Below are 26,465 nucleotides of genomic sequence, written 5' to 3'. Positions count from 1 at the left end.
ATCATTTTCGAACACATGTTCCCATCGGATCTCAAGCTGTTCGCGTACCGACCAGGAGCGAGTTCCGGCGGTCGGGGAGCACCACCTCGGTCGCCATCAGTCGCGGATCGCCGAAGAAGAACTCGCGCTTCGGATCGTGCCGCCGGTACGGCGAGTCCGCCGGCAGCAGCTCGAGCGGGGTGACGTCGTCGTTCACCAGCCGACCGCCGAGGCGGAGCAGTTCGACGACCTCCGGCCGCTGGTCGCCGCCGTCGGCGAACAGCAGGTCGTACGGCGCGTGTCCCACCAGCTCGGTGAGCGCGTCGCCGTGGATCACCTCGACGCGTGGCTCGTCGGCGAACACCCGTCGGGCCGCGGCCGCGCGAACCTCGTCCGACTCGACGGTGACGAGTCGGCAGTCGGCCGGCATCGCTGACGCCATCCACGCCGTGCCGTATCCGACTCCCGTGCCGGACTCGCCGATCGTTCCTCCGGCGCAACCGGCCGCGAGCACCGCCAGGAAGCGCCCGACGCCGGGCAAGCAGCACGAGGGACCGGTGCCGGTACGCCGAAGCAGCATCCCGACCTCGATCGCGGCCCGTTCGGCTCGGCGTACCAGGTCCGGAGCGTCCGTCATCAGTCCCGGAGATACTCCGCGCGCCAGCGGAGGATGGTGGGGTCGGTGGGGCTGGGGGCCTGGTCGAGCTGGATGAGATGCAGTTCGGGGGAGGCGAAGGACTGGATGGTGGCGCGGGTGAGGGGCCAGGGTGGGCCCTGGGTGGCTGCGTCGGGCTGGTCGTCGGGGCGGGCGGCGGCGATGACGAGGAGGGTGCCGCCGGGGGCGACGAGGTCGGTGACGTGGGTGATCGCGTCGGGCTGGAGGGGGATCGGGAGCGCCTGGACGGTGTAGATCTCGACGACCAGGTCGAACGCCTGGTGCCAGTCGGCGGGCGGGTCGAGCAGGTCGGCGACGACGTAGTGCGCCTTCGAGGCGGGGTGGTTGCGGTGCGCGGTCTCGACGGCGCTGGGGGAGATGTCGAATGCGGTCGTGTCGTACCCGCGGTCCACGATCAGCTCGGCGTCCCAGCCGGTGCCGGCGCCGACGACGACCGCGGTCTTGCCGGTGCCGTCCGGCCCGGACTCGGCGATCCAGTCCGCGAGCAGTTGGTGCGCCGTACCACGGTCCCACGGGACGACTGCCTCGCCGTCGGCCGCGGCGGCGTACAGGTTCTCGAACCAGCCGGTCGGGTCGTCGTGCTCGAGCGCCGCGCGGGCGATCCGCCGGGTCACGGCGTCGGGATCATCACTCATCGACGGTCTCCTCGATCTCTACTACAGGTTGAGGTCCGGAGTGGATCGCCCGCACGGTCTGCACGGTGTCCACGTCCCCCGGGCGTTTGTCCTCGCGGTACCGAATCACACGCGCGAACCGCAGCGCCATCCCGGCCGGATACCGCGGCGACGTCTGGACGCCGTCGAACGCGATCTCGACCACAACTTCAGGCTCGATGTACACGACCCAGTCGTCCCGCCGGACCGCGAGCTCCTGGAACCGCTCCGTCTGCCACCGCAGCAGCTCGTCCGTCAGCCCCTTGAACGTCTTCCCGAGCATCACGAACTCGCCGGTCTCCTCGTCGCGCGCCGCGAGATGCAGGTTCGACAGCCAGCCCTTCCGCCGCCCGTGCCCCCACTCGGCGGCCAGCACCAGCAGGTCGAGGGTGAACGTCTGCTTGACCTTCACCCATCCCGATCCGCGCCGCCCCGCCTCATAAGGAACGGTCAGCGACTTCACCACGACGCCCTCGTGCCCCCGCCGTACGGCGTCGTCGAAGAACGCCTGACCCGCCTCCGCGTCGGACGTGACGAGCCGCGGGATCCGGCGCTCCTCGGGCAGCAGCTTCGACAGCCACTGGTGCCGGGTCGCGCCGTCGAGCCCGAGCAGGTCCTGACCGTCCAGGTGCAGGATGTCGAAGAAGTACGGCGTCAACGGCACCGCCTCGGGCCCCGTCGCCGCGCGCGTGGCCGTCCGCGACCCGGTCACCTGGAACGGCTCGGGTCGCCCGTCCGGCCGCAACGCGATCAGCTCGCCGTCCAGCACGACCTGCCGCGCGTCGAGCGCGAGCACCGCCGTCACCACCTCCGGAACCCGGCCCGTGATGTCGTCGAGCGTCCGCGTGTAGACCACGACCTCGTCGCCGTCGCGATGCACCTGGATCCGGATCCCGTCGAGCTTCCACTCCAGCGCCGCCGGCGTACCGGTCTTCTCCAGCGCCTCCGGGACCGTGGTCGCCGACTGCGCGAGCATCGGCTGCACCCCGCGCCCGACCTCCAGCCCGAACTGCGCGAGCCCCGCCGCGCCCTCGGTCAGTACGGCGACCGCGACCGGCGCTGTCGCCCCGCGCAGCATCGCCGCGGCCCGGATCTTGTCCAGCGGAATGCCGGTCGCCCGCGCGACCGCGTCGGCCATCACGCCGTCCAGCGCGCCCTGCCGCAGCTCGCCGCCGACCAGCAGCCGGAGGAACCGCTGCTCGCCCTCGGTCGCACGCCCGAACAGCGCGTCCACCGCGGCCCGCCGCCGCGCCTGCACGCCCGCGCCCGACATCTCGGCCAGCTCCGCGAACGCCTGGTCCACCTCGGTCACGGTCAACGACGGCTCGGCGGCCGGCGCGGGCGCCTCCATCAACGTCCGCCACCCGACTCCGGTACGCCGCTGCCGCAGCTCGCCGGACAGGTACGTCACGACGATCCCGATCTCGGCCGGTTCGGTGGCCTCGGACAGCAACCCGGCGATGAACCCGGCCTTCTGCAGTCGCGACCGGGTCCCGGCCAGCGCGGCCGAGGTCTCGACCAGCTTGATCAGCAACATGTCCCAAGTGTCCCTCGATCCACCGACAGTCCGGGGACCGCAACTTTCCGCGGCTACCGTGCATCGAGGGAGCAAGAGCGGTAGTCGTCCAAGGGGGATGATCACGATGCACCGACGTACCGCCGCGGCCGCGCTCCTCACAGCCGGCCTGCTGGCACCGCTACCCGCCACCGCACAACCGACGAACACCACGCAGGCCGCAGCCGCCTGCCGACTCAGCCTCGGCTCGGTGAACGCCGCCGGCGATCACACCCGCCAGGGCGTCACGGCCGGCACTCCGCCGACCGCCTCCACGAAGCAGCTCGAAGCCGCGAAACGGTTCGCGCCCGGCCTGGCCCGGCTGCACAGCGCTTGGGTGATCGAGCCCGAGGTCCCGGAGGACTGGGCACACTACGGCGAGGTCGTCCTCGGCTCGACCATGTACTCCGCGATCTACCGGACCGGCGCGGTGCCGTCCGACAAGGTCACGTTCACCCGGATCGGCAGCGGGTGGGACAAGTTCACGTACTTCGAGGAGTCGACGTACGACGAAGGCGCCGGTCCGGGGAACGTCGCCCACACCCACTACTACGGCCTGCGCAACGACGGCACGCTGTTCCGCTGGCGGGACGGCTGGAAGGCCGACGGGTCGTACCCGGGCTTCGGCGCGGTCAAGACGATGGCCCTGATCAGCCAGACCCGGACGTACGACACGTTCCTGGCGACCACCCGCGGCGGCGCGCTGTACACGATCCGGATCCCGGTGTCCTCGCCGATGAAGCCCGTCGTGAAGCAGGTCCGCACCCGTACGTGGCAGGGCTTCGAGAGCCTCGTCGCCGAGCGCTGCGGGCAGTACGGCGTACTCCTGCTCGGCATCGACAAGGACACCAAGACCGGCTACCTGTACGCCGTCGGCCACGCTAACGGGGCGTCGACCGTGATCAACAGCCTCGGCAAGGTACCGACCACGTTCGACGACCCGACCTACTTCCGCTGGACCAGCGTGGCCTGGGCCGACCCACCACTGAACGGGGAATGATCATGCGACGCATCACCGCGCTGGCCGCGGGCCTCGCGCTGACAGCACCGCTGCTGACCGGCCTGGGTACGGCGACCGCGGCGCCGACCGCGACCGCGTGCTACGTGCAGTCCGGCGGCCTCACCACTGACAACAACACCGTCGACCGCTACGTGAACGCGACGTCGCCGATCTCCGTCAAGCCCCTCGACGTGATGGCGAAGAACCCGTTCGGCAGCCGCGCCGTCTCGCTGACGAGTCAGTGGACGTGGGACGACGATTTCGGCGACCAGACGTCGCTGGACGGGCATGTCGTCAGTGGCGGCGTCATGTACCAGGCCCACCAATGGGTGCAGAAGGGGACCGGCGGCAAGGTCGTCAGCAGCAGCCTGACCCGGATCGGCGGCGGCTGGGATGCGTTCCGGACGCTGACGCACTCGTGGGCGCTCGACGACCCCAACTCGCAGATGTACGCACTGCGCAACGACGGCGTGCTCTTCCGCTGGAACCTGAACCCGGTCAACGGCGGCCCGGAGCACTGGGAGGCGGCCGGTTCGTATCCTGGCTTCTCCGCCGTCAAGGCGATCACCCTGCTCAGCCGTACGTCGACGTACGACACGCTGCTCGCGACGACGCGGGGCGGCGCGCTGTACACGATCCACATCCCGCTGACCAATCCGATGAAGCCTGTCGTGAAGCAGGTCCGTACGGGTACCTGGCAGGGCTTCGAGACGCTCGAGACCGCCCGCTGCGGCAACTACGGCACGCTGCTGCTGGGCATCGACAAGGACACCAAGAGCGGCTACCTGTACGCCGTTGGGCACGCCAACGGCACCGCGACCGTGATCAACTCGCTCGGCAAGGTGCCGGCGCCGTTCGGGGACAAGCTCGACTTCAGCTGGGCCAGCGTGGTCGACGCGCCGCTGTTCGGGGAGTGAGGCTCACGGCGCCGGCGGCAGTTCGTCCAGGAACTCCGCCGGCGGCGTGAAGAACAGGCCGCCGGTGACCGCTGTCGAGAAGTCGAGCAGCCGGTCGTGGTTGCCCTCGGGGACGCCGATGAACATCCGCCGCAGCATCAGCTCGGTGACCGACGGCGTCTTCGCATAGCCGATGAAGTACGTGCCGAACTCCTGGGTACCGATGGTGCCGAACGGCATGTTGTCGCGCAGGATCTGCAGCTCGTTGCCGTCGTCGTCCTCGACCACGTTCAGCACGATGTGCGCGTTGCCGGGTTTCCTGGCGTCGTCCATCTCGATGTCGTCGAGCTTGCTCCGGCCGACCGCGAGCTCCTGCTGCTCGACCGTGAGCGAGTTCCACGCCTTCAGGTCGTGCAGGTACTTCTGCACGATCACGTAGCTGCCGCCGCGGAAGTCCGGGTCCTCGTCGCCGACCAGTACGGCGTCGCGGGCCTCGGCGCCGGTCGGGTTCTCGGTGCCGTCGACGAAGCCGAGCAGGTCGCGCATCTCGAAGTACTTGAAGCCGTGCACCTCGTCGACGACCGCGGCGGCGCCGTCGAGTGCGTTCATGATCTGCGCGGCCAGCTCGAAACACTGGTCCTGGTGCGCGGCCCGGATGTGGAACAGCAGGTCGCCGGGCGTGGACGGCGCGTGATGCGTGCGGCCCTCGAGCTCGACGAACGGGTGCAGCTCCGCGGGGCGCGGGCCGCTGAACAGCCGGTCCCAGGCGGCCGACCCGATCCCGGTGACGCAGGACAGGTTCCCGGCCGGGACGCGGAAGCCGACCGAGCGGACCAGGCCGCTGAGCCGCTCGAGCAGGTCCCGGGTCGGGTCCTCGCCGCCCGGCTCGATCTGCACCACGAGGAAGATCGCCGATCCGCTGAGTGGCATCAGTACGGACTGCGGCAAGGCGTCCGTCTCCCGATCCGGTTCCGTCACCACCGTGCTCTCCCTCCGTCCAGTTGGCCCGATCTTCTAGAGTCCAGTCATGGACCCGCAACAGCCCGGGCCGTCTCCGCAACCGGGCCCATACTCCCAGCCGGGGCACCACGGACCTCCGCCGGGTCCGTACCTGCAGCCGTATCCACAGCCGTACTCGCAGCCGTACGGTCAGCCGGGCCTGCCGTACGGCTATCGGGAGCCGCGCGTGGTCCCCGCGCCTCCGGGCACGCCGTACCACCGGCTGGCGCGGACGGCGAAGCACACGTGGTGGCGCCCGATCCTGGGCACGCTGCTGCTGGTCGGGACGGCGTTCCTGCTGATGACGTTCGTCGTCGTCGCCTGGGTGATCGTGCACAGGGTCGTGGCGGGTCCGTTCGGTACGCCGGAGGGCACCGACGTCTTCCCGAGCGACACCGAGAACCTGGCGTTCCAGCTCGTCCTGCTAGCGGTGCTGACGCCGCTCGTCGGCGTGGCGGCGTGGCTGGTGCAGCGACGGCCGTTCTGGAGCGTTGCGTCCGTCCTGAACCGGATCCGCTGGCGTTGGCTGCTCTGGTGCTGCCTGCCGGCGCTCGGGTACGTCGTGCTGTCGTACCTGATGGGGTTGCTCGTCGACGCGGTGTTCCCGCCGCAGGACGCGATCGGCAACACCGGCGGCGCCTGGATCGGGGTCGGCGCGTTCGTCGTACCGGCGGTGCTGATCCTGGTGCTGGTGCCGTTCCAGTCGGCGGCGGAGGAGTTCGTGTTCCGCGGCTGGGTGATCCAGGCGATCGGGGCGTACGGGCCGGACAGTGCGGAAGGTCGCGCGCGGTGGTTGCGGCGGCTGTTCCGGTCGCCGTGGCCGGGGATCGTGATCGGTGCGGTGGCGTTCGTCTCGGCGCACGGGTACACCGGCTGGGCGATGGCGGACGTGTTCCTGTTCGCGACGACGGCCGGCTGGCTGACCGTCCGGACCGGGGGACTGGAGGCCGGGATCACGCTGCATGCGCTGAACAACCTGGTCGCGTTCTTGTTGCCGTTGGCAATGGGTCACGGCAGCGAGTGGAACCAGCAGGGCGGGGCGCCGTGGACGCTGCTGGTCTCCGACGCGGTGTGCCTCGGCGCGTACGCGTACGCCGTCACCTGGCTGGCGCGGCGCCGCGAGGTCGTCCGGCTGAGCTAAAAGGACGCGCTGACTGTCGGTGGGGTCTGGCAGGCTGTGCCGCGTGACGAACGTGAAGATCGAAGCCGTGTTGTTCGACTGGGGCGGCACGCTGGCAACCTGGCACGACATCTCCCTGCACGACACCTGGCGGGCGGTGAGCACCGTGCTCGACGAGCCGAACGCCGACGAGCTGGCGGCCCGGCTGGTCGCGGCCGAGGGCGCCGTCTGGCGGCGGTCCCGCGACGAGCACCGCAGCAGCACCATCGACGAGGTCTGCGCGCTGGCCGACGTCGTGCTGACCCCGGAGGGCCTGGCCGAGTACGAGCGCCAGTGGGACCCGCACACGGTCCTGGAGCCGGACGCGATCGAGACGCTGCACGCGCTGCGGGACGGCGGACTGAAGCTCGGCGTACTGTCGAACACGATCTGGCCGCGCCGGCGGCACGAGGAGATCTTCGCCCGGGACGGTGTCCTGGAGCTGTTCGACGGCGCCGTCTACACCAGCGAGATCGCGCACACGAAGCCGCACCCGGAGGCGTTCCTGGCCGCGATGCGCTCGGTCGGCGTGCAGGACCCGTCCCGCTGCCTGTTCGTCGGCGACCGCCTGTTCGACGACGTGTGGGGCGCCCAGAACGCCGGCATGCGCGCCGCCCACCTGCCACACAGCGCCATTCCACGCGAGCAGATCGGCCACACCGAGGGCACGCCGGACGCAACCGTCCAGCGCCTGTCCGAGCTGCCGGCCCTGATCGACTCCTGGAACATGGCCGCCGCCTGAAACCGAAAGGACCCCCGGGCCAGATCGTGGCCCGGGGGTCCTGAGGGGTTTCGGGTGGGAGTACTACGCGGCGAGGGTCGGATCTGCCAGCAGGCGGAGGCGGCCCAGCGCCTCGCGCTCGATCTGGCGGACCCGCTCCGCCGAGATGCCGTGCACTGCGCCGATGTCGGCCAGCTTGGCCTGGCGGCCGTCGTGCAGGCCGTAGCGCCGCCGGATCACGTCCGCGGACCGCGGGTCGAGCTGGTCGACCAGGCTGAACAGGCCCGAGCGGTCCGACGCGTCCGCGACCAGCTGGTCCGGACCCGGCGCGGTCTCGGCCGCGATCAGGTCACCCAGCGAGGTCTCGCCCTCGTCGTCGACCGGACTGTTCAGGCTGATGTGGTCCCGGCCGATCCGGATCAGTTCGGTGACCCGCTCCTCGTCCAGGCCCAGCTCCGCCGCGATCTCGTCGATCTCCGGCTCCCGCCCGAGCTTGCGCTCCAGCGTGCGCCGCGCGGACCCGATCTGGTTCAGCTGCTCCACCACGTGCACCGGCAGCCGGACCACCCGGGCCTGCTGCGCGATACCGCGGGTGATCGCCTGCCGCACCCACCAGGTCGCATACGTCGAGAACTTGAATCCCTTCCGGTAGTCGAACTTCTCCACCGCCCGGATCAGCCCCGTGTTGCCCTCCTGGACCAGGTCCAGCAGCGGCATCTGGGACCGCCCGTAGCGGCGCGCGATCGACACCACGAGCCGGAGGTTCGCGGTCACGAACCGCTGCTGTGCGCGCCGGCCCTCGTCGGCCAGCCACTCCAGCTCGTCCTCCGTCGCATATTTGGGCGCTCCGCCCTTCTTCCGTCCAACCCGCCCCTCGGCCAGCAGTTGCTCCGCCAGGAGTCCTGCTTCGACCGTCTCAGCGAGCTCGACCTCTTCCTCAGCCGTCAGCAGCGGAGTGCGCGCGATCTCCTCCAGGTAGAGACCTACGCTGTCCTTGCCGTCGATACCGTCGTCCGTCGCCCGGACGCGAGTCATGCGAGCCACCGAAACTCCCTTCGTCGTTACATGGAGAGCAACGCTCGAGTAGGGTTCAAGATTCCGGTACCAGTGTGTAAACACCCTGAAGGTTCCCTGAGAGTTCCCGGCACCGAAACCGCGCTGGAAACCGGTGTCCCGAGGCCTGCTGGGGATATTCGGCGCAACACTCCGCGGAGAACCTGAGAAACCACGCAGAAATCCGCCTTCCGGTGTGCTCTACAACACACGCCGGAAGGCGGAAATTCCTGCTTTCGGGCTCGAATTCAGCTCAGGCCGAGGGTGTCCAGCTCCCAGGCGAGCGAGAACGCGACCTCACGCCAGGCGTCGTACCGCCCGCTGCGGCCGCCGTGCCCGGCCTCCATCTCGGTCTTCAGCAGTACGTCGGAATCGCCGGTCGCGGTGGCCCGGAGTTTCGCCACCCACTTCGCCGGCTCGACGTACAACACCCGGGTGTCGTTCAGGCTGGTGATCGCCAGGATCGCCGGATAGTGCTGCGCGGTGACGTTTTCGTACGGCGAGTAGGACTTCATGTACGCGTACACCTCGGGGTCAGCGAGCGGATTGCCCCATTCCTCCCACTCGATCACGGTGAGCGGCAGCGACGGGTCCAGAATCGTGGTCAGTGCGTCCACGAACGGGACCTCCGCGACGATTCCGGCGAACGCCTCCGGGGCCAGGTTCGCGACCGCACCCATCAGCAGGCCGCCGGCGCTGCCGCCCTGTGCGACGATCCGTTCCGGCCTGGTCCAGCCTGCCTGCACGAGGTGCTCGGCGGCCGCGACGAAGTCGGTGAACGTGTTCCGCTTGGTCAGCATCTTGCCGTCGTCGTACCAGTGCCGCCCGAGCTCGCCACCGCCGCGGATGTGGGCGATCGCGAAGACCACGCCCCGGTCCAGCAGCGACAGCCGCGGGATCGAGAACCACGGGTCCATCGAGCTCTCGTACGAGCCGTACCCGTAGAGCACGACCGGTGCGTTCCCGTCCTTCGCGACGTCCTTGCGGGCGACCATCGAGATCGGCACCTCGGTGCCGTCCGGGGCGGTCGCCCACTCGCGGTACTGCGTGTAGTCGCCGAGGTCGACGCCGCCGAGCACCGGTTGCTGCTTGAGCAGTCGCCGCTCACCCGTCGCCACGTTCACGTCGTACGTCGACCCGGGCGTCACCAGCGACGTGTACCCGAACCGGTACCGGGTGTCCTGCCACTCGTCGTTGCGCCCGGGGGAGACCGTGTAGATCGGCTCGTCGAACTCGAGGGCCTCCGGCGCGCCGAACCTGCCGCCGTCGCGGCGCATGATGGCCAGCTCGGTGAGCGCGTCGCGGCGGCGGTACAGGATGACGTGGTCCGCGAACGCGTCCGCGCCGAGCAGCCGGCTGGTCTCGTCGCCCTCGATCAAGGTCGTCCAGTCGCCGGGGGAGTCCAGCGGCGCGGTGGCCAGGGAGAAGTTCGCGGCGTCGGCGTTGTGCGTGATCAGCAACTGGTCGCCGGCGTGCTCCACGTCGTACTCGACGCCTTCGCGGCGGGTCGCGACGACGACCGGATCGCCGTCCGGGTGCCGTGCGTCGAGCAGCCAGACCTCGCTGGTCAGCTTGCTGCCGAGCGCAATCATGATCGCCTGCTCGTTGCGGGTCAGGTCGACGCCGATCCAGAACCGCTCGTCCGGCTCCTCCATCACCAGCACGTCGTCGGTCGCGCCCAGCGTGTGCCGCCAGACCTGGTACGGGCGCCAGGCGTCGTCGACCTTGGTGTAGAACAGCGTCGAGTTGTCGGCCGACCACGCCGAGCCGTAGTGCACGTCGGGCAGCTCGTCCGGCAGCAGCTCGCCGGTGCCCAGGTCCTTGATCCGCAACGTGAAGCGCTCGTCGCCCTTGACGTCCACGGAGTACGCCAGCAGCTTGCCGTCGGGGGAGACGTCGACGGTGCCGAGCGAGAAGAACTCGGAGTCGCCCGCCACCTCGTTGCCGTCCAGCAGCACCTGCTCGCCGGCGATCGCGCCGTCGGTCGCGGGGGGCCGGTCGCCGTCGGCCTCGACCCGGCAGTGCAGCGCGTACTGCTTGCCCTCGATCGTGCGCGAGTAGTACCAGTACCCCCCGCGCCGCGCGGGCACGCTCAGGTCGGTCTGCAGCGTGCGGTCCGAGATCTCCTTGAAGATTGCCTCACGCAACGATTCCTGGTGCGCCGTACGCGCCTCGGTGTAGGCGTTCTCGGCCCGCAGGTAGCTCAGTACCTCGTCGTTTTCCTTGTCGCGCAACCACTCGTACTCGTCGACGAACGTGTCACCGTGGTGCGTCCGTTCCACCGGCTTCCGCGCCGCAGTCGGCGGCGTCACAGGAGAGTTCTCAGCCATGCGGCGAGACTACCCGGCTAGGTACGCAGGCACTCGGTTACGGTAGTCAACGCGTCCCGCACGGCCCGTCGTGACTCGTCGGTGTGATCGAGTACGTCGAACCCGTGCCGCCCGCCGGGTGCGTCGATCATCCTCAGGTCGGCGCCGGCCGCGAGGGCGGCGTCGATGAAGGGCGGCTGTGTGCGCGCCACGTCGGGCAATTCGTGCCCCACCACCGTCAGCACGATCGGCAGCCCGCGAGAGCCGCGGACGGCGTCGACCGGAGGCACTCCGCGGGTCGTCACGAGTTCGGAGTCGCCGAGCACGGGATATGTCAGCGCGATGCACCGCAGCCACTCCGGGGGATCCTGCAGCAAGCCGGCGGACAATGGCGCGCCGCCGGAGAAGTACCACAGACCGATGCGGTCACCGTCCACCTGCGGATGCGCACGGATGGCGGCGATCGCCTTCGCGATCGCGGCCAGGGATCGGTCGTCGTCGGGGCGTCCGTCCGGGCTGTGATCCACGGCCGCTGCCACAGTGCCGAGGCCCGCGAGTTGGGCGGCATAGCCGCGGTAGATCTGCCACGCGCTGGGCCGCGGCCGGCCCTCGGCGGAGTACGGGACTCCGTGGACCAGCAGGACCGCCGGTGAGGGCACGGCGGTGTCCGGCAGGTACAGCCGCAAGCCTTCGTGCGTCGTGGTCGGCACCTCGGGGGCCGGGAGTACGAAGGACGGGTCCGCAGGCATGCGCCCATCGTAGGAGCGCCGGGGTCAGACGGCGTACGTCGCGACGACCGGGGCGTGGTCGCTCCAGCGCTCGGCGTACGTCGGGGCGCGGTGCACGACGCAGTTCTTCGCGGAATCGGCGAACCCGGGGGAGGCGATCTGGTAGTCGATCCGCCAGCCGGCGTCGTTGTCGAAGGCCTTGCCGCGCCAGGACCACCACGAGTACGGGCCGGGGCCGTCGCCGCCGAACCGGCGGCCGAGGTCGACCCACCCGGCCGCGAACAGCCGGTCCAGCCAGGCGCGTTCCTCGGGCAGGAACCCGCTCTTCTTCCGGTTCGCCTTCCAGGCCTTCAGGTCTTCCTCGCGATGCGCGATGTTCAGGTCGCCGCACAGCAGCACGTGCCGGCCGTCGGCGCGGAGCTCGGCCAGCCGCGCGGTGATCGCGTCGAGGAACGCGTACTTCTCCTCCTGCCGCGGCGGTGTCTCGAACTCGCCGGTGAAGACGTACGTACTGACCGCCGTCAGCGTCGACCCGTCGTCGAGGACCACGTCCGCCTCGACCCACCGCCCGGTGCCGTCGAACCGCGTCGGGCCGATTTCGCCGCGCTCGCCCTTGATCGGACGCCGGGTCGCCACCGCGACGCCGGCGCGGCCCTTGTGCCCGTCGATCGCGGGCTCGGCGTGCGCGATGTTCCAGTCGCCGCCCAGCAGGTCCCGCAGTACCTCGTCGGGCGCCCGGACTTCCTGCATCAGCAACAAGTCCGGGTCGACGTCCTGCAGCCACGGCCCCATCCCGCGCCGGAAGGCGGCCCTGATCCCGTTCACGTTCACCGTGGCAACCGTCAGCACGGCTCGAACCTTACCCTCCGTGGTGCCCCGGCTTGAGCACCATCAGCACGAACACGACCAGCCAGAGGAGCGAGAAGATCCCGGTCGTCATCGACATCAGCTTCGCCTTCGGCAGTACGGCGGCGCGCTCCTCCGCAGTACCGCCGGCAACCGCGAGGACGGCGGACTGCGCCGGTACGACGAGGTACGCGAGCACCAGCGCCGCGGCCAGGGTCAGCACGATCGAGATGATCAGCCAGGCCTCACCCATCACGTGCATGCTGCCCGCGAGCGCGAACCCGAACACCGGGACCGCCAGGCTCGCCCACCCGTACACCTGGGTGATCCGGTGCAGCACCGGCAGGCCGCCCGCGTCCGGCGTCTCGGCGGTCAGCAGCTTCTTCGCCAGCGGCGGATACATGCCGGCCGCGACCGTGATCGGGCCGATGCAGAGGATCGCGGCGAGGATGTGGACGATCAGGAAGAACTTGTTCATTGGCTTCGTTGCGGCAAGTCCCGTCATTTGGCGGGAAGGAACCGCAACTGCCTCCATTCGCATGAGAACTGTCGGTGCTCGGTGATTTGCTGAATGCCGTGTCCCGCTACCGGCTCGCCCCAGCCCCGGAGCAGGCGTCTGGGTTGCGTGAGCTGTGCAGGCATGCGCGGTGCGTGTGGAATCTGGGCTTGGAGCAACGCCTGATGTGGCGGCCGGACCTTCCGGCTGCCCCGGGCTACATGGCGCAAGCCAAGCAGCTGACCGAAGCGCGCTCGGCCGAACCGTGGCTCGCAGCCGGTTCGCAGACTGTGCAACAGCAGGCGTTGCGTGACCTGGACCAGGCTTGGCGGAACTTCTGCAACGGGACTCACCAGCGGCCGACATGGCGCCGTAAGGGCATACACGAAGGGTTTCGGATCGTCGGCCTCCAAGCGGGCCGGGTCGAGAAGCTGTCCCGGAAGTGGGGCCGGGTCCTTATCCCGAAGGTTGGCTGGGTGAAGTTCCGGTTGTCCCGGAAGCTGCCGGCCGCGAAGTCCTACCGCGTTACTCGTGACCGGGCGGGTAGGTGGCATCTTGCGTTCGCCGTCATCCCAGACCCGATCCCGTCGCCAGCCACGGGATCGATTGTCGGGGTGGACCGTGGCATCGCGGTGTCGGCCGCGTTGTCGACTGGCGAGTTGCTGTCGTGTCCCGCACCCACGGCACGCGAGCAGCGACGGGTGAAGCAGTTGCAACGAAGAATGGCCCAATCGAAGCGAGGTTCCAACCGTCGCGAAAAACTGAAGGCCGCGATCGCCAAGCTGAAGGCCCGGGAGGCTGACCGGCGGAAGAACTGGGTCGAGCAGACCACGACCGAACTGGCGCGCAGGTTCGACGTGATCCGGGTCGAGGATCTGCGCATCAAGCAAATGACGAAGTCCGCCAGAGGAAGCCTCCAGCAACCAGGCCGGAACGTGGCGCAGAAGGCCGGGCTGAACAGGGGCATTCTCGCCAATGGCTGGGGAATGCTCGTGGCCAGGCTCGAACAGAAGGCCCCGGGCCGCGTCGAGAAAGTGAACCCCACCTACACATCTCAGACCTGCTCGCGGTGCTGGACCAGGGATCAGGAGGCGCGCGAGAGCCAAGCCGTCTTCCGATGCCGGACCTGCGATTACCGCGCGAACGCCGACGTGAATGCAGCACGCAACATCGCGGCCGGACGGGCCGTGAGCGTACGCCGAGAGACGCCGGCAGGTGTTTCTGAGAGGCGTGAACCTCAACACGCACCTCCAGTAGTTGCGTAGTTGAAATCCTCCGTCTTCAGGCGGGGGAGGACGTCAACTCACTCTTCAGTCGTAGAAAGAATCGCGTCCAGTGACCGCTCGCAGAGCTGCTCGAGAGCCTCCGGCGAGACGGTCGGGTCGTCGATCCAGACCAGCAGGGTCTGTTCGACGTAACCCTGCCAGCCGTGGCAGGCGAGCTCGACGACGGGGGTGACCTCGATGCCACGCTCGGCGACCGCGCCGATCACCCACTGACTGAACACCCGGCGCAGGTCGGAGTGCAGCGCCCGGACCTCCGGATCGCCGGCCGCCGACATCAGCAGTGTCGCGCGGTACAGCTGCGGGGCCTCCAGTACGGCGCGGACGAACGCGCGGATGCCGGAGCGGAGCTGCTCGTCCGGCGGCAGCGACGGATCCGGTGCGGTCCGCAGCATCACCTCGGCCGCGGCCTCCTCGATGACGGCGTACTGGAACTTCCTCTTCGAGCCGAAGTAGTGGAACAGCAATGCGGGGGAGACGCCCGCCTCGGCGGCGACCAGTTCGATGGTCAGCTCGCGGTGCGGGTCGGCCAGCAGCACCCGGCGGGCGGCCTGGAGGATCTGCGTACGCCGTTCGTCCGGGCGCAGGCGGGCGCTGGTCTGACTCATACCGGCCAGTCTATTGAGTAAATGGTCAACAAGCACTTACTGTTGAGTATCTACTCAACAAGCTGGAGGTTCCCGATGCGTCCGTTGGCCGGTCAAGTCGTGCTCGTCACCGGAGCCTCCCGTGGGATCGGTGCCGCGGTCGCCCGGAAGCTCGCGCAGGGCGGCGCCAAGCTCGCGCTCGTCGGCCTGGAGCCGGACGAACTGAAGAAGGTCGCCGAGGACTGCGGCCCGGACGCCGGTTGGTGGGAGGCCGACGTCACCGACGTGGAGTCGCTGCAGGCCGCCGTCGAGGGCGTCGCGGAGCGGTACGGGCGGATCGACGTCGTGATGGCGAACGCCGGGATCGCCGCGCCGGGCTTCACCCGCAGCATGGACCCGAAGGCCTGGGAGCGCGTCATCGACGTGAACCTGCTGGGCGTCTGGAAGACCGTGCGTCTGACGCTGCCGTACCTGCTGGAGAGCAAGGGGTACCTGCTGCTGGTGTCGTCGCTGGCCGCGATCGTGCATATCCCGGGCCTGGCGTCGTACAACGTGGCGAAGGCCGGGGTCGAGGCGATGGGCGACACGCTGCGGCCGGAGCTCAAGCACCTCGGCGTCCGGGTCGGGGTCGCGCACATGACGTTCGTGGACACCGACATGGTGCGCGGCGTCGACACGCATCCGGTGTTCGGCAAGGTCCGGACCGGCATCCCGATGGTCGGCAGGACGTACCCGCTGGACTTCGCGGTCGGCAAGTTCGTCGAGGGCATCACCAAGCGCTCGCGGACCGTGCACGTGCCCGGCTGGATCGGCGCGCTCAAGGTGGTCCGCTGGGCGCTGCCGCACATCATCGAGGCAGGGTCCCGGTTCAGCGTCCCGAAGGCGGACGCGGCGGCGCTCGCCGACGTCCAGGCGCGCGGCGCGGAGGCGTCGTCCCGGCCGACCGGCGCGGGCGGGCTGGCCGACGCGGAGAAGGCCGCCGGACGATGAGCCGCAGGTACGACGCCGTACTCCTGGGTGCGTCCGGGTTCACCGGGGCGCTGACCGCGGAGTACCTGGCGAAGAACGCACCGACGGGATTCCGCTGGGCCGTTGCCGGACGCAACAAGTCCAAGCTCGAGCGGTTCGGCCAGGACGTCCTGTACGCCGACGTCACCGATCCGCGGTCGCTGCGCGAGCTGGCCGGGTCGGCGAAGGTGGTCGCCACCACGGTCGGCCCGTACGTGCAGTACGGCGAACCGCTGGTCGCGGCCTGCGCCGAGGCCGGGACCGGATACCTCGACCTGACCGGCGAGCCGGAGTTCCTCGACCGGATGTACGTGCGGTACCACGACCGCGCGACGCAGACCGGTGCGCGGATCGTGCACGCGTGCGGGTTCGACTCGATCCCGTACGACCTCGGCGTTCAGTTCACCGTCGAGCAGTTGCCGGAGAACGTACCGATCCAGGTCGACGGGCTGCTCCGGGCCGGCGGGCGGCCGTCGGGCGGGACGTTCCACACCGCGATCACCGCATTCTCCCGGCCGAAGCAGAACCTGGAGGCGCACCGTGCGCGGCGGGCCGCCGAGCCGCGGCCGGAGGGCCGGAAGGCACGCGCCGTTGCTGGGACGATCCACCGGCAGCAAGGGTTCTGGGCGGTGCCGTTGCCGACCATCGACCCGCAGATCGTCGGCTTCTCCGCGCGGCTGCTGGACCGGTACGGGCCGGACTTCCGGTACTCGCACTACGCCGCGCTGAAGCGCCTGCCGACTGTTGCCGCAGGCATCGGTGGGGTCGGGCTGCTGGTCGCCGGCGCGCAGGTGCCGCCGGTCCGCAAGGCGCTGCTGAACCGGCTGCAGCCCGGCGACGGGCCGAGCGCCGAGACCCGGGCCCGCTCGTGGTTCAACGTCCGCTTCGTCGGGCGCGGCGGCGGGAAGCAGGTCGTCACCGAGGTCGCCGGCCGCGACCCGGGGTACGACGAGACCGCGAAGATGCTCGGCGAGAGCACGCTCTGCCTCGCACTCGACGACCTGCCGGAGACCGCCGGACAGACCACCACCGCCGCGGCCATGGGACCGGCGCTGCGCGAACGACTGGTGAAGGCGGGGATGACCTTTGCCACCCTCGAAGTCGACAGCTACTAGCGCGGACGGCACCCGCCTCGCCGTCTACACCTACCCGAACCCGGGCGCACCGGTCCTCGTCTGCGTGCACGGCTACCCGGACAACGCGAGGCTGTGGGAACCGGTCGCCGAACGACTCGCGGAGGATTTCGAGGTCGTCACGTACGACGTCCGCGGCGCCGGCCAATCCGACCACCCGAGCAGCACGTCTGCCTATGCCCTGGGCCGCTTGCAAGAAGATTTCGAAGCAGTCCTCGGCGGTCGGGAAGTGCACGTGCTGGCCCACGACTGGGGCTCAATCCAGGCCTGGCACTTCATCACCGACCCGGACCTCCAGCGGCGCATCATCTCCTTCACGAGCATCTCAGGGCCGTCACTCGACCATGCCGGGTACTTCATCCGCCGGAGAGACAGAGCGGCAATCAAACAACTGCTCCATTCCTGGTACATCTATTACTTCCACCTCCCGTACCTGCCCGAGCTCGCCTGGCGGAAAGGCTGGGCCCAACGCCTCTTCAACCGCCTCGAGCAACAGCACCCGGACGACCAGCGCGAACTCGGCGACTACGTCAACGGCCTGAAGCTGTACCGCGCGAACGTCCTCCCGCGGCTGACCCGCCCGACGGAACGGCGGACCGGCGTACCGGTGCTCGCCGTCTCGCCGGACGCGGACCCGTTCGTCACGACGCCGCTGCAGACCGACATCGCGCGCTGGGCCCCGAACAGCACCGTCAAGGTGGTCAGGGGCGGCCACTGGATGCCCCGGAACGATCCCGGACTTGTCGCCGAACTCGTCCGGGAACACACCCGTCAGGTGGCACGCTGGGAGACATGAAGACGCTTCTCAACCTGATCTGGCTGGTGCTGGCCGGGTTCTGGCTGGCGGTCGGGTACGCGGTCGCCGGGATCATCTGCTGCATCCTGATCGTGACGATCCCGTTCGGTGTCGCCGCGTTCCGGATCGCCGGGTACACGCTGTGGCCGTTCGGCCGCACCATCGTCGACAAGCGCAGCGCCGGCGCGGGCGCACTGCTCGGCAACCTGATCTGGATCGTCTTCGCCGGCTGGTGGCTGGCGCTCGGCCACCTGACCACCGGGATCGCGCTCTGCCTGACCGTGGTCGGCATCCCGCTCGGCATCGCGAACTTCAAGCTGATCCCGGTCTCGCTGGTCCCGCTCGGCAAGGAGATCGTGCCGACGAACCAGCCGTTCGCGTCCCGGTGAGCCGGTCGCTGACGGTCCTCGGCTCCTGCGGCGCCTGGCCGGAGCCGGGCCGCGCCTGCGCCGGGTTCCTGCTGGAGTACGACGGGTTCCGCGTGCTGCTGGACCTCGGGTACGCCGCTCTGCCGCGGCTGCTGGAGTACTGCCCGCGCGGCGAGGTCGACGCGGTGATCGTCACCCACCAGCACCCGGACCACTGCGTCGACGTGAGCGCGCTCGCCCGCGTCCGGCACTACGAGGCGCCGGACGCGCCGCCCGTCCCGCTGCACTGCACGCCGGAGACGCTGGAGGTGCTGCGTGCTCTCGAGCCGAACCCGGATCCGGCGACCGTCTTCGCGGTCCACGACCTGGCGGCGACGACGCGGATCGGGCCGTTCGACGTACTGACCGTGGAACTCCCGCATTACAAGACGAATCTCGGGGTGCGGCTGTCGGCGCCCGGGGTGTCCGTCGCGTACACCGGCGACAGCGGACCGTCGCCGGAGCTGCGGAGGCTGGCCGAGGGGACCGACCTCTTCATCTCGGACGCCACGCTGCAAGGCGATGCTTCCGACAGCTATCTGATGACGGCCGCCGAGGCTGCGCACGGTGCGGCCGGTGCGCGGCGGTTGCTGCTCACGCACTTCTGGCCGGGCTCGGATCGAGGCGTCTCGGTGCGGGAGGCGACGGCGGTCTTCGACGGAGAAGTGATCGCGGCCGACGAAGGGCTCACGCTTCGGCTGTGAGCACGACCTTGCGGACGTTGGCGATGTCGCCGCAGCCGGCGTCGATCAGCCGGGCACGTTCGGCGGCGAAGCGGTCGCCGAGGTCACGCCGTACCTGCTCCGTGACGTCGGTGCGGGCCGGGTTCAGGACGTCGCGTTCCTCCTCGTCGAGGTGGTGGGTGAGCGCCTCGGACAGTTCGTGCAGCTTGGTGCTGAAGTCCTCGCTGCCGGTGTCGTCGACCTCCATCAGCGCGAGCAGTGCTTCGTTGCCCTCGGCGTGTTCGTGTTCGGAGTGCTCGACCTCGTCGGCGTCGATCGCGTCCTTGCGCCGCAGGCTCGGATAGACCTTCGTTTCCTCCGCCTCGGCGTGTGCGATCAGCACGGTGGCCAGGTCGGCGAGGACGGCGGCCCGGTCGCTGCGGACGTCGCGCAGCTCGCGCAGCGCCTCCTCGAACCAGCGGTGGTCGGCGAGGATGATCTCGACCACGTCGCCGCCGGTGGCGGGAAGGATCTTCGGCATCGGGGTGCTCCTTTCTCGGTGGCCTGCCGGTACCCCGATACCCTGCGCTCATGCCGACCGCTTTGATCCGCCGCCCGAGTCCGCGCCTCGCCGAGGGGCTGGTCACGCACATCGAGCGGCAGCCGGTGGACGTCGCGCTCGCGGTGCAGCAGTGGCAGTCGTACGTCGACGCGCTGCACGGCACGGGCTGGGCGACCGTCGAGGTGCCGGCGGTAGACGAGTGCCCGGACGGGGTGTTCGTCGAGGACACGATGGTCGTGTACGGCGACGTCGCGGTGATCGCCCGCGCCGGCGCCACCGAACGCCGCCCGGAAGCAGCCGCCGCCGCGGAGACGGTCGCCGCCCAGGGCTACCGCCTCGTACCGATCACCGCTCCCGGCACCCTCGACGGCGGCGACGCCCTGAAGGTCGGCACCACCATCTACGTCGGCGAAGGCGGCCGCACGAACGCTGAAGGCATCGCCCAGCTCCGAGCGGCCGTCTCAGCCGACGTGCGTGCTGTCCCGGTGCGGAAGGTGCTGCATTTGAAGTCGGCGGTGACTGCGCTGCCGGACGGGACGGTCATCGGGTACGAGCCGCTCGTCGACGACCCGGACGCGTTCGACAGCTTCCGCGCAGTACCCGAGGAAGCCGGCGCCCACGTCGTGCTGCTGGACGGCAACCGCCTGCTGATGGCCGCCTCGGCGCCCCAGTCGGCCGATTTCTTCGCAAGCCTCGGCTACACGCCGGTCGTCGTCGACATCAGTGAGTTCGAGAAGCTCGAAGGCTGTGTCACGTGCTTGTCGGTGCGTCTGCGCGGCTGAGCAACTGCCGCGCCGCACCCGCCAGTTGCACGTCACGCTTCTTCCCGCGCGCCTCCGCCACCTCGCACGCCTCCGTCAACGCCGCGCGATACACAGCTGTGTCAGGATGACCGGGTACGGCGTCCCGGACGACCCGGATCAGCGCCTCGACCGCGTCCGAGATGTCGCCGCACGCCAGCAACGCCTTCCCCAGCGCGGCCCGATCGCGCACCAGTTGCGGGTCCGTCGCCGAGAGCCGATGGATGTCGGCGGCAACAATGTCGCCCAGCAGCAGCGCCTCCGAACGCGGCCCGCCGACCATCAGCCGGGCACCGGTGACCGCCTCGGTCGCCGCCCGGGTGTACTCGTGATGCGGCCCGAACACCGCCACCAGTTGCGGCGTGATCAGCTCGAACCAGGCGATCGCGCGCCCGTAGTTCGCGGTCGCGAGCAACCCTTGCGCCACCCGCAGCCGGACCCGCAGCGTCGCCGGGTCGTCGGCGGCGAGCAGCTGCTCCCGCTCGGCCAGCGCCGCCTGGTAGTGCGGCAGTGCCTGGCCCGGTTCACTCTCCGCCCAGCACGCCTCGGCCAGCCGGTACTCCGGGCTCGCGTCCAGCTCGGGATGCGCGACCGGCACCGGATCCCGGCGTACCTCGGGCGGCGCCGGCTGGTCGACCACCCGGCGGGCGACGTACGACCGGCCGCCGGTCGGGATGATCCGGTACCGCCCGGCCTTCGACACCGGCACCCACAGCACCGTGTGGTAGAGGGTCCGCACCGAGGACCCGCAGTTCTCGCAGACGTCGTGATGGCCGTAGAACCGGCCGCCCATCGGGCCGGTCAGCTCGGCGGCACGCCAGGCCTCCGACGCCGCGGTGCACGGCGCGCAGAACGGGTACACACCCCGCCGGTCGTCAGTCACCTGACCCATTGTGGTCGGTTTCGGGTCCGCCGTCTGCATCCGCACCGGTGTGCTGCACCTTGGTAAGCGCCGGATCGTCGACCGAGAACGTCCGGACCGGCCCCGGCGGAGTGTCCGCGGTCTCGAACCGGACAGTCACCCGGCCGCGCCCGGAACCCCACACCCAGCCGCGCCCGTGGTCGGGGTGCGCGACGTCCTGGCCGGGGTGGAACCCGCGCTGGTCGCGCGGCCGGGCCGGCAGCTCGACGACCTCGATCGGGTTCGCCGCGTGCTCGTCCTCGGTGAACAGGTCGTCCTGGATCCAGTCGGCCAGTGACGAGACGCCTACACCGAGCAACCGGATGCCGCCGCCGATCTCGCTCTCCTCGAGCAGCCGGCGGGCGACCCGCGCGATCACCCGGACGTCGTCGGTCGGCCCGGCCAGCGTCGAGGACCGGGTGTGGGTGGTGAAGTCGTGCATCCGGGTCTTGACCGTGACGGTCCGGCCGGACAGCTGGGCCTTCTGCAGCCGCTCGGCGACCCGGTGCGCCATCCGGTCGCTGATCGCGGTGAGCAGCGCGCGGTCGATGATGTCGGTCTCGAACGTGTCCTCGACGCTCACCGACTTGGTCTCCCGGTCGCTCACCACCGGCCGGTCGTCGGCGGCGATCGCCAGCCGGTGCAGGCTGGTCCCGTGCGCGGAGCCGACCTGGCGGATCAGCTCATCCTCGTCGAGCTGCTGCAGGTCTGCGACGGTCCGGACTCCGGCCATGCTGAGCCGCTGCGCGGTGGCCGGCCCGACGCCGGGGATCACGGTCACCTGCATCGGCGCCAGGAACTCCGCCTCGGTACCGGGCGGCACCACGACCACGCCGTCCGGCTTGTCGAGATCGCTGGCGATCTTCGCGATCAGCTTCGACGTACCGGCACCGACCGAGGCGGTCAGCCCGCCGCTCACCTTCCGGATCGCGGCCTTCAGGTCGTCGGCGATCGCCTGGACGTCGTCCACGGTCAGCCCGGTGAGACCGCTCGCGGACAGGTCGACGAACGCCTCGTCCACCGACAGCGGCTCGACCAGCGGCGACAGCGCCCGCATCTCGGCCATCACCGCACGGCTGGTCTCCCGGTACACCTCGAACCGCGGACCGAGGTACGCCGCGTGCGGACAACGCGAGCGTGCCTCCGCCGTCGACATCGCCGAGCGGACGCCGTACCGCCGCGCCTCGTACGACGCCGTCGACACGACTCCGCGCACGCCGATCCCGCCGACCACCACGGGCTTGCCCCGCAGCGACGGCTTGTCCCGCTGCTCGACGGCCGCGAAGAACGCGTCCAGGTCGACGTGCAGCACCGACGGATCATTACGCACTCGCCAATTGTCGCCGCCGGCACCGACAATTCCCGCCATGACCTTCCCCGGCCACTGGGACGACGGCACCGACCCGGCCACGCCCGATCACCAGGTCCACTGGTACGACGACCGGACGGCGATCATCCGGCAGGCCCTGCACACGAGCTTCGAGGGCCCGTTCCTCTACCTGCTGCTCGGCACCACGCACGCCCTGCTCGTCGACACCGGCACCGGCGAGGCGGACCTCCCTCAGCTGGTCCACAGCCTGCGCGGCGATCGCGAGCTGATCGTCGCCCACAGCCACGGCCACGGGGACCACGTCGGCGGCGACAGCGGCTTCGACGCGGTCGTGGGACGGTCCGTCGAGCAGGTCGCGGCGTACTTCGGGCTCGGGAACTGGCCGCACCACAACGGCACCGTCGACCTGGGGGAGCGAGTCGTCGACGTGATCCCGATCCCGGGACACCAGGGCGCGGACGTCACGCTGTACGACCGGCGTACGCGGCTGCTGCTGACCGGAGACTCCTTGTATCCGGGCCGGTTGTACGTGAAGGACTGGGCGGCGTACCGGGCGAGTGTCCGGCGGCTGGGGGAGTTCGTTGCCGCAGGCAATGCCGTGGAGTGGGTACTGGGCGCGCACGTCGAGATGACCGCGGAACCCGGCAAGGACTACCCGATGGGCGCCGACCGGCATCCCGGCGAACACGTCCTGCAGCTGCGGCCCGCCGTACTCGACGAACTGGTCGAGGTGCTGGCGGCGGCCGGGGACGAGCCGGTCCGGATCGAGCGCGACCACTTCATCGTCGTCCCGGTCTGACCACGACGCGATTGAACAGCGCGCTACCGGGCACCTTCAGGCACACTGAGCGAAGGAGCCACAGGGGAGGCGCGATGGGTGAGGAAGTCGACCGGGTCGAGTTCACCCGGGCGGACCGGACCGCGTTCCGGGAACAGGTGCACCGCAATCTGGACGCCTTCGCGCGGATGCTGCGGGAGAACCGGTTCGCGCCGGAGCGGCCGATGACCGGGATCGAGATCGAGCTGAACCTCGTCGACGAGCAGTGCGACCCGGCGATGAAGAACGCCGAGGTGCTCAGCGCGATCGAGGACGACGCGTTCCAGACCGAGCTCGGCCAGTTCAACATCGAGATCAACGTGCCGCCCGGGCAGATCGACGGGCTCGGGCTGGACACGATGGAGTCGAACATCCGCGACAGCCTGAACGCGGCCGAGGACAAGGCGGCCCGGACCGGCTCGTCGATGGTGGTGGTCGGGATCCTGCCGACCCTGCTGACCGAGCACATCAAGCGCGAGTCGCTCAGCACCAACCCGCGGTACGCGCTGCTCAACGACCAGATCTTCGCCGCCCGCGGCGAGGACGTGCAGATCTCCATCGACGGTGTCGAACGCCTCCAGGTGACCGCGGACAGCATCGTCCCGGAGGCCGCCTGTACGTCGACACAGTTCCACCTGCAGGTGACGCCCGAGGCGTTCCCGCGGTACTGGAACGCCGCCCAGGCGATCTCCGGCGTCCAGCTCGCGGTTGGGGCGAACTCGCCGTTCCTGTTCGGCAAGGAGCTGCTCCGGGAGACCCGGATCGCGTTGTTCGAGCAGGCCGCCGACACCCGCACGCACGAACTCAAGACCCAGGGCGTACGCCCGCGAGTGTGGTTCGGTGAACGCTGGATCACCTCGATCTTCGACCTCTTCGAGGAGAACTCGCGGTACTACCCGGCGCTGCTGCCGGTCACCTCCGACGAGGATCCGATCGCCGTCCTGGACCGCGGCGACACACCAGCCCTTTCGGAATTACGGCTGCACAACGGGACGATCTATCGCTGGAACCGCCCGGTGTACGACGTTGTCCGGGAGAAGCCGCATCTGCGGGTCGAGAACCGGGTGCTGCCGGCCGGGCCGACGGTGGTCGACACGATTGCCAACGGCGCCTTCTACTTCGGGCTGGTCCGCGCGCTGGCCGACGACGAACGGCCGATCTGGTCACAGATGTCGTTCAGTGCCGCCGAGGAGAACTTCCACACCGCGGCCCGCAACGGGATCGACGCCGAGGTGTTCTGGCCCGGGGTCGGGACGGCGCGCGCGACCGAGCTGGTGCTCAGACGCCTGCTGCCGTTGGCGGTTCGCGGTCTCGATGCCTGGGGCGTCGACGTCGCGGTCCGGGACCGGTTGCTGGGGATCGTCGAGCAGCGTTGCCTCACCAACCGTAACGGTGCGTCCTGGCAGGCCGACGTCTTCCATCGCCTGTATACACAGGGCTCGCACGGTCGCCGGGACGCATTGCGCGGGATGTTACGCCGGTACCGCGACCACATGCACGACAACACGCCAGTCCACGAATGGCCGACGGACTGAACCGGTTAGTAACGGTCAGGAACCGTCGACAACGTCGGACAACGCCGCGCGGAACCACGGTCCTCCCCACGGAACCGTCCGCTCTTGCCCAGGGCAACGTCGTACCCGAGCGCGTCGCGAGGCCCAATCGGGACGAGTTCGATAACGACCCGGACTACAGGGGTGGCGCTTTTGGTGACAGCCCTGCAAAGGTGTGGCCACCGGAAGGTTAGGCAGGCCCGCGGCGGGTAGTAGTCGGGCACCGGCAGCCCTCCGTCACCGGTGCGACACAACAGGTGCAAATGCAGCGGATGCCGACCGGGGTCGGGAGCAGTATCGTTCGAGACGGGTCGACACACACCCGGAGGTGAGGCAGGGCGATGACGACCATCGTCGTGGGTTATGTGCCGAAGGCGGAAGGCCGTGCGGCCCTTCGGCGGGCAGCGGAGGAAGCGACGCTGCGGGACGCCAAGCTGGTGGTGGTGAACTCGCATCGGGGCGGGCGCAGCTACGACAGCGACGAGGCCGCGGCAAGCGACGCGGCGCTGACGGAAGTACGGGAGCAACTCGACTCGACCGGTGTGCCGTACGAGGTGCGGCAGCTGGTCCGTGGACTGGACCCGGCGGAGGACCTGGTGGCCGTCGCCGAGCAGGTGCACGCGGAGTTCATCGTGATCGGGCTGCGGCGCCGGTCACCGGTCGGCAAGCTCATCCTCGGCAGCAACGCGCAGCGGGTGCTGCTGGACGCGCCGTGTCCGGTGCTGGCCGTGAAGGCCGACGCTGAGTTGATCGAAGGAGGGGAGGACTGAGGTGACTTCGACACGCAGCAGGAAGCTGTGCCTGGCCCAGCAACCCGACGCCGACGAGATGTTGAGCAGAGATCCGTTCGCCTTGCTGGTGGGCATGCTGCTCGACCAGCAGATCCCGATGGAGCGGGCGTTCGCCGGCCCGGTCGCGATCGCGCAACGAATGCTCGGCCCGTTCGATCCGTCCACGGTCGCGCACTACGACCCGGACGCGTTCGTCGAGGTGGTGGCCGGCCCGCCCGCCGTCCACCGGTTCCCGACCGCGATGGCGGCCCGGATCCAGACCCTGGCCAAGCACCTCGACGAGCAGTACTCCGGGAACGCGTCGGGCCTGTGGTCCGACGTGAAGTCCGGTGACGACCTGCTGGCCCGGCTGTCCGCCCTGCCCGGGTTCGGCGCGCAGAAGGCGAAGATCTTCGTCGCGCTGCTCGGCAAGCAGCTCAAGGTCCGGCCGCGCGGCTGGCGCGAGGCGTCCGAGCCGTACGGCGAGGACGGCGCGTACAAGTCGGTCGCCGACGTCATCGACGTGGCGTCGCTGGTGAAGGTCCGGCAGTTCAAACAGGAGCAGCAGCTGGTCCGGCGGCCGGTCGTCGCGCGACCGCTCCGCAAGACACGTAACGGGTGAGCAAAGATCGACGGACGACCCTCCGGAAATGCGCTCTTCTGGGGGGTCGTGCGACGCGTGGCCTTGGTTCGCGGATTACAATGGACTGTTGCCGCCGCCTGACCAGCGAGCAGCCGCACACCGCAGTACCCAAAGTCTCAGATACACAACGTCGTACCGTCGTA

Annotated in this window: 28 protein-coding genes; 15 read left to right on the top strand and 13 right to left on the bottom strand. The window is 69.8% G+C overall.

Annotated features, from left to right (window positions below; genetic code table 11):
- Positions 1 to 31: 31 nt before the first annotated feature.
- Genes ACXJJ3_RS02055 through ACXJJ3_RS02045 form a run of 3 tightly spaced genes read right to left on the bottom strand, consistent with a single transcriptional unit; the run spans position 32 to position 2,845 of the window.
- On the bottom strand, positions 32 to 616 hold the full coding sequence (locus tag ACXJJ3_RS02055) for an O-methyltransferase (RefSeq protein WP_458168125.1): 585 nt from the start codon (positions 614 to 616) through the stop codon (positions 32 to 34).
- Positions 616 to 1,290: a class I SAM-dependent methyltransferase gene (locus tag ACXJJ3_RS02050; RefSeq protein ID WP_458168124.1), complete on the bottom strand. Its 675-nt coding sequence runs from the start codon at positions 1,288 to 1,290 to the stop codon at positions 616 to 618. The genes ACXJJ3_RS02055 and ACXJJ3_RS02050 overlap by 1 nt, the downstream gene beginning before the upstream one ends.
- On the bottom strand, positions 1,283 to 2,845 hold the full coding sequence (locus tag ACXJJ3_RS02045) for an ATP-dependent DNA ligase (RefSeq protein ID WP_458168123.1): 1,563 nt from the start codon (positions 2,843 to 2,845) through the stop codon (positions 1,283 to 1,285). The genes ACXJJ3_RS02050 and ACXJJ3_RS02045 overlap by 8 nt, the downstream gene beginning before the upstream one ends.
- A 106-nt stretch (positions 2,846 to 2,951) precedes the next feature.
- Here ACXJJ3_RS02045 and ACXJJ3_RS02040 point away from each other — a divergent pair, with 106 nt between their 5' ends.
- Both ACXJJ3_RS02040 and ACXJJ3_RS02035 read left to right on the top strand, forming a co-directional pair.
- On the top strand, positions 2,952 to 3,863 hold the full coding sequence (locus tag ACXJJ3_RS02040) for a hypothetical protein (protein ID WP_458168122.1): 912 nt from the start codon (positions 2,952 to 2,954) through the stop codon (positions 3,861 to 3,863).
- A 2-nt stretch (positions 3,864 to 3,865) separates the two neighbouring features.
- On the top strand, positions 3,866 to 4,780 hold the full coding sequence (locus ACXJJ3_RS02035) for a hypothetical protein (protein WP_458168121.1): 915 nt from the start codon (positions 3,866 to 3,868) through the stop codon (positions 4,778 to 4,780).
- Between the two features lie 3 nt (positions 4,781 to 4,783).
- Here ACXJJ3_RS02035 and ACXJJ3_RS02030 read toward each other — a convergent pair whose 3' ends face one another.
- Complete coding sequence (locus ACXJJ3_RS02030) at positions 4,784 to 5,740, bottom strand: Dyp-type peroxidase (RefSeq protein WP_458168120.1); 957 nt, start codon at positions 5,738 to 5,740, stop codon at positions 4,784 to 4,786.
- A 46-nt stretch (positions 5,741 to 5,786) separates the two neighbouring features.
- On the opposite strand from ACXJJ3_RS02030, the gene ACXJJ3_RS02025 reads away from it, so the two are divergent.
- Both ACXJJ3_RS02025 and ACXJJ3_RS02020 read left to right on the top strand, forming a co-directional pair.
- The gene (locus ACXJJ3_RS02025; RefSeq protein ID WP_458168119.1) at positions 5,787 to 6,899 is read left to right on the top strand and encodes a CPBP family intramembrane glutamic endopeptidase; all 1,113 of its coding nucleotides are present in this window, start codon (positions 5,787 to 5,789) and stop codon (positions 6,897 to 6,899) included.
- A 43-nt stretch (positions 6,900 to 6,942) separates the two neighbouring features.
- Positions 6,943 to 7,659 carry an HAD family hydrolase gene (locus ACXJJ3_RS02020; RefSeq protein ID WP_458168118.1) on the top strand — a complete coding sequence of 239 codons (717 nt, stop codon included), beginning with the start codon at positions 6,943 to 6,945 and terminating at the stop codon, positions 7,657 to 7,659.
- A 63-nt stretch (positions 7,660 to 7,722) separates the two neighbouring features.
- Here ACXJJ3_RS02020 and ACXJJ3_RS02015 read toward each other — a convergent pair whose 3' ends face one another.
- The 5 genes from ACXJJ3_RS02015 to ACXJJ3_RS01995 form a co-directional block, all read right to left on the bottom strand.
- Entirely contained in the window at positions 7,723 to 8,682 is a 960-nt protein-coding gene (locus ACXJJ3_RS02015; protein WP_458168116.1) for a sigma-70 family RNA polymerase sigma factor, read from the bottom strand.
- 257 nt (positions 8,683 to 8,939) lie between these two features.
- Positions 8,940 to 11,021: a S9 family peptidase gene (locus ACXJJ3_RS02010; protein WP_458168115.1), complete on the bottom strand. Its 2,082-nt coding sequence runs from the start codon at positions 11,019 to 11,021 to the stop codon at positions 8,940 to 8,942.
- Between the two features lie 17 nt (positions 11,022 to 11,038).
- Complete coding sequence (locus ACXJJ3_RS02005; protein WP_458168113.1) at positions 11,039 to 11,749, bottom strand: alpha/beta hydrolase family protein; 711 nt, start codon at positions 11,747 to 11,749, stop codon at positions 11,039 to 11,041.
- A gap of 24 nt (positions 11,750 to 11,773) precedes the next feature.
- On the bottom strand, positions 11,774 to 12,577 hold the full coding sequence (gene xth, locus ACXJJ3_RS02000) for an exodeoxyribonuclease III (RefSeq protein ID WP_458168112.1): 804 nt from the start codon (positions 12,575 to 12,577) through the stop codon (positions 11,774 to 11,776).
- 10 nt (positions 12,578 to 12,587) lie between these two features.
- Positions 12,588 to 13,052, bottom strand: a complete 465-nt coding sequence (locus ACXJJ3_RS01995; RefSeq protein ID WP_458168111.1) for a DUF2269 family protein — start codon at positions 13,050 to 13,052, stop codon at positions 12,588 to 12,590.
- A gap of 74 nt (positions 13,053 to 13,126) precedes the next feature.
- Here ACXJJ3_RS01995 and ACXJJ3_RS01990 point away from each other — a divergent pair, with 74 nt between their 5' ends.
- Positions 13,127 to 14,335, top strand: a complete 1,209-nt coding sequence (locus ACXJJ3_RS01990) for an RNA-guided endonuclease InsQ/TnpB family protein (RefSeq protein WP_458168110.1) — start codon at positions 13,127 to 13,129, stop codon at positions 14,333 to 14,335.
- Positions 14,336 to 14,373: 38 nt separating this feature from the next.
- Here ACXJJ3_RS01990 and ACXJJ3_RS01985 read toward each other — a convergent pair whose 3' ends face one another.
- Positions 14,374 to 14,961 (bottom strand): TetR/AcrR family transcriptional regulator, encoded by a 588-nt coding sequence (locus tag ACXJJ3_RS01985; RefSeq protein ID WP_458168109.1) that lies wholly within the window; start codon positions 14,959 to 14,961, stop codon positions 14,374 to 14,376.
- A gap of 75 nt (positions 14,962 to 15,036) precedes the next feature.
- Here ACXJJ3_RS01985 and ACXJJ3_RS01980 point away from each other — a divergent pair, with 75 nt between their 5' ends.
- From ACXJJ3_RS01980 to ACXJJ3_RS01960, 5 genes are read left to right on the top strand one after another with little or no spacing between them, the layout of a single operon-like run.
- Positions 15,037 to 15,930, top strand: coding sequence for an SDR family oxidoreductase (locus tag ACXJJ3_RS01980; RefSeq protein ID WP_458168108.1), 894 nt, complete (start codon positions 15,037 to 15,039; stop codon positions 15,928 to 15,930).
- Positions 15,927 to 17,063 (top strand): saccharopine dehydrogenase family protein, encoded by a 1,137-nt coding sequence (locus tag ACXJJ3_RS01975; RefSeq protein WP_458168107.1) that lies wholly within the window; start codon positions 15,927 to 15,929, stop codon positions 17,061 to 17,063. Before ACXJJ3_RS01980 ends, ACXJJ3_RS01975 begins: the two co-directional genes overlap by 4 nt.
- Positions 17,035 to 17,877: an alpha/beta fold hydrolase gene (locus tag ACXJJ3_RS01970; protein WP_458168106.1), complete on the top strand. Its 843-nt coding sequence runs from the start codon at positions 17,035 to 17,037 to the stop codon at positions 17,875 to 17,877. Before ACXJJ3_RS01975 ends, ACXJJ3_RS01970 begins: the two co-directional genes overlap by 29 nt.
- Positions 17,874 to 18,266, top strand: a complete 393-nt coding sequence (locus ACXJJ3_RS01965; protein ID WP_458168105.1) for a YccF domain-containing protein — start codon at positions 17,874 to 17,876, stop codon at positions 18,264 to 18,266. The genes ACXJJ3_RS01970 and ACXJJ3_RS01965 overlap by 4 nt, the downstream gene beginning before the upstream one ends.
- Positions 18,263 to 18,988, top strand: coding sequence for an MBL fold metallo-hydrolase (locus ACXJJ3_RS01960; RefSeq protein WP_458168104.1), 726 nt, complete (start codon positions 18,263 to 18,265; stop codon positions 18,986 to 18,988). Before ACXJJ3_RS01965 ends, ACXJJ3_RS01960 begins: the two co-directional genes overlap by 4 nt.
- Here the strand turns inward: ACXJJ3_RS01960 and ACXJJ3_RS01955 are convergent.
- Positions 18,972 to 19,487: a hemerythrin domain-containing protein gene (locus tag ACXJJ3_RS01955; protein WP_458168103.1), complete on the bottom strand. Its 516-nt coding sequence runs from the start codon at positions 19,485 to 19,487 to the stop codon at positions 18,972 to 18,974. The genes ACXJJ3_RS01960 and ACXJJ3_RS01955 overlap by 17 nt on opposite strands.
- Positions 19,488 to 19,537: 50 nt before the next feature.
- On the opposite strand from ACXJJ3_RS01955, the gene ddaH reads away from it, so the two are divergent.
- Entirely contained in the window at positions 19,538 to 20,290 is a 753-nt protein-coding gene (gene ddaH / locus ACXJJ3_RS01950; RefSeq protein ID WP_458168102.1) for a dimethylargininase, read from the top strand.
- On the opposite strand, the gene ACXJJ3_RS01945 is transcribed toward ddaH, so the two are convergent.
- Together ACXJJ3_RS01945 and ACXJJ3_RS01940 are read right to left on the bottom strand one after the other, a co-directional pair.
- A complete protein-coding gene (locus ACXJJ3_RS01945; protein WP_458168101.1) occupies positions 20,259 to 21,191 on the bottom strand; it encodes a tetratricopeptide repeat protein in 933 nt (310 codons plus the stop codon). The two genes, ddaH and ACXJJ3_RS01945, sit on opposite strands and share 32 nt — an antisense overlap.
- Positions 21,184 to 22,539, bottom strand: coding sequence for a DNA polymerase IV (locus ACXJJ3_RS01940; protein ID WP_458168100.1), 1,356 nt, complete (start codon positions 22,537 to 22,539; stop codon positions 21,184 to 21,186). Before ACXJJ3_RS01940 ends, ACXJJ3_RS01945 begins: the two co-directional genes overlap by 8 nt.
- A 37-nt stretch (positions 22,540 to 22,576) precedes the next feature.
- On the opposite strand from ACXJJ3_RS01940, the gene ACXJJ3_RS01935 reads away from it, so the two are divergent.
- From ACXJJ3_RS01935 to ACXJJ3_RS01920, 4 genes are all read left to right on the top strand, one after another.
- Positions 22,577 to 23,338: an MBL fold metallo-hydrolase gene (locus tag ACXJJ3_RS01935; protein ID WP_458168099.1), complete on the top strand. Its 762-nt coding sequence runs from the start codon at positions 22,577 to 22,579 to the stop codon at positions 23,336 to 23,338.
- Between the two features lie 74 nt (positions 23,339 to 23,412).
- Positions 23,413 to 24,891 (top strand): glutamate--cysteine ligase, encoded by a 1,479-nt coding sequence (locus ACXJJ3_RS01930; RefSeq protein WP_458168098.1) that lies wholly within the window; start codon positions 23,413 to 23,415, stop codon positions 24,889 to 24,891.
- 359 nt (positions 24,892 to 25,250) lie between these two features.
- Positions 25,251 to 25,679 carry a universal stress protein gene (locus ACXJJ3_RS01925; protein WP_458168097.1) on the top strand — a complete coding sequence of 143 codons (429 nt, stop codon included), beginning with the start codon at positions 25,251 to 25,253 and terminating at the stop codon, positions 25,677 to 25,679.
- A gap of 1 nt (position 25,680) precedes the next feature.
- Positions 25,681 to 26,301, top strand: coding sequence for an HhH-GPD-type base excision DNA repair protein (locus ACXJJ3_RS01920; protein ID WP_458168095.1), 621 nt, complete (start codon positions 25,681 to 25,683; stop codon positions 26,299 to 26,301).
- Positions 26,302 to 26,465: the final 164 nt, after the last annotated feature.

The sequence above is a fragment of the Kribbella sp. WER1 genome (assembly GCF_054189145.1).
Note: the sequence above shows the minus strand (reverse complement) of the source record. Positions and strands in the feature narration are given on the sequence as shown.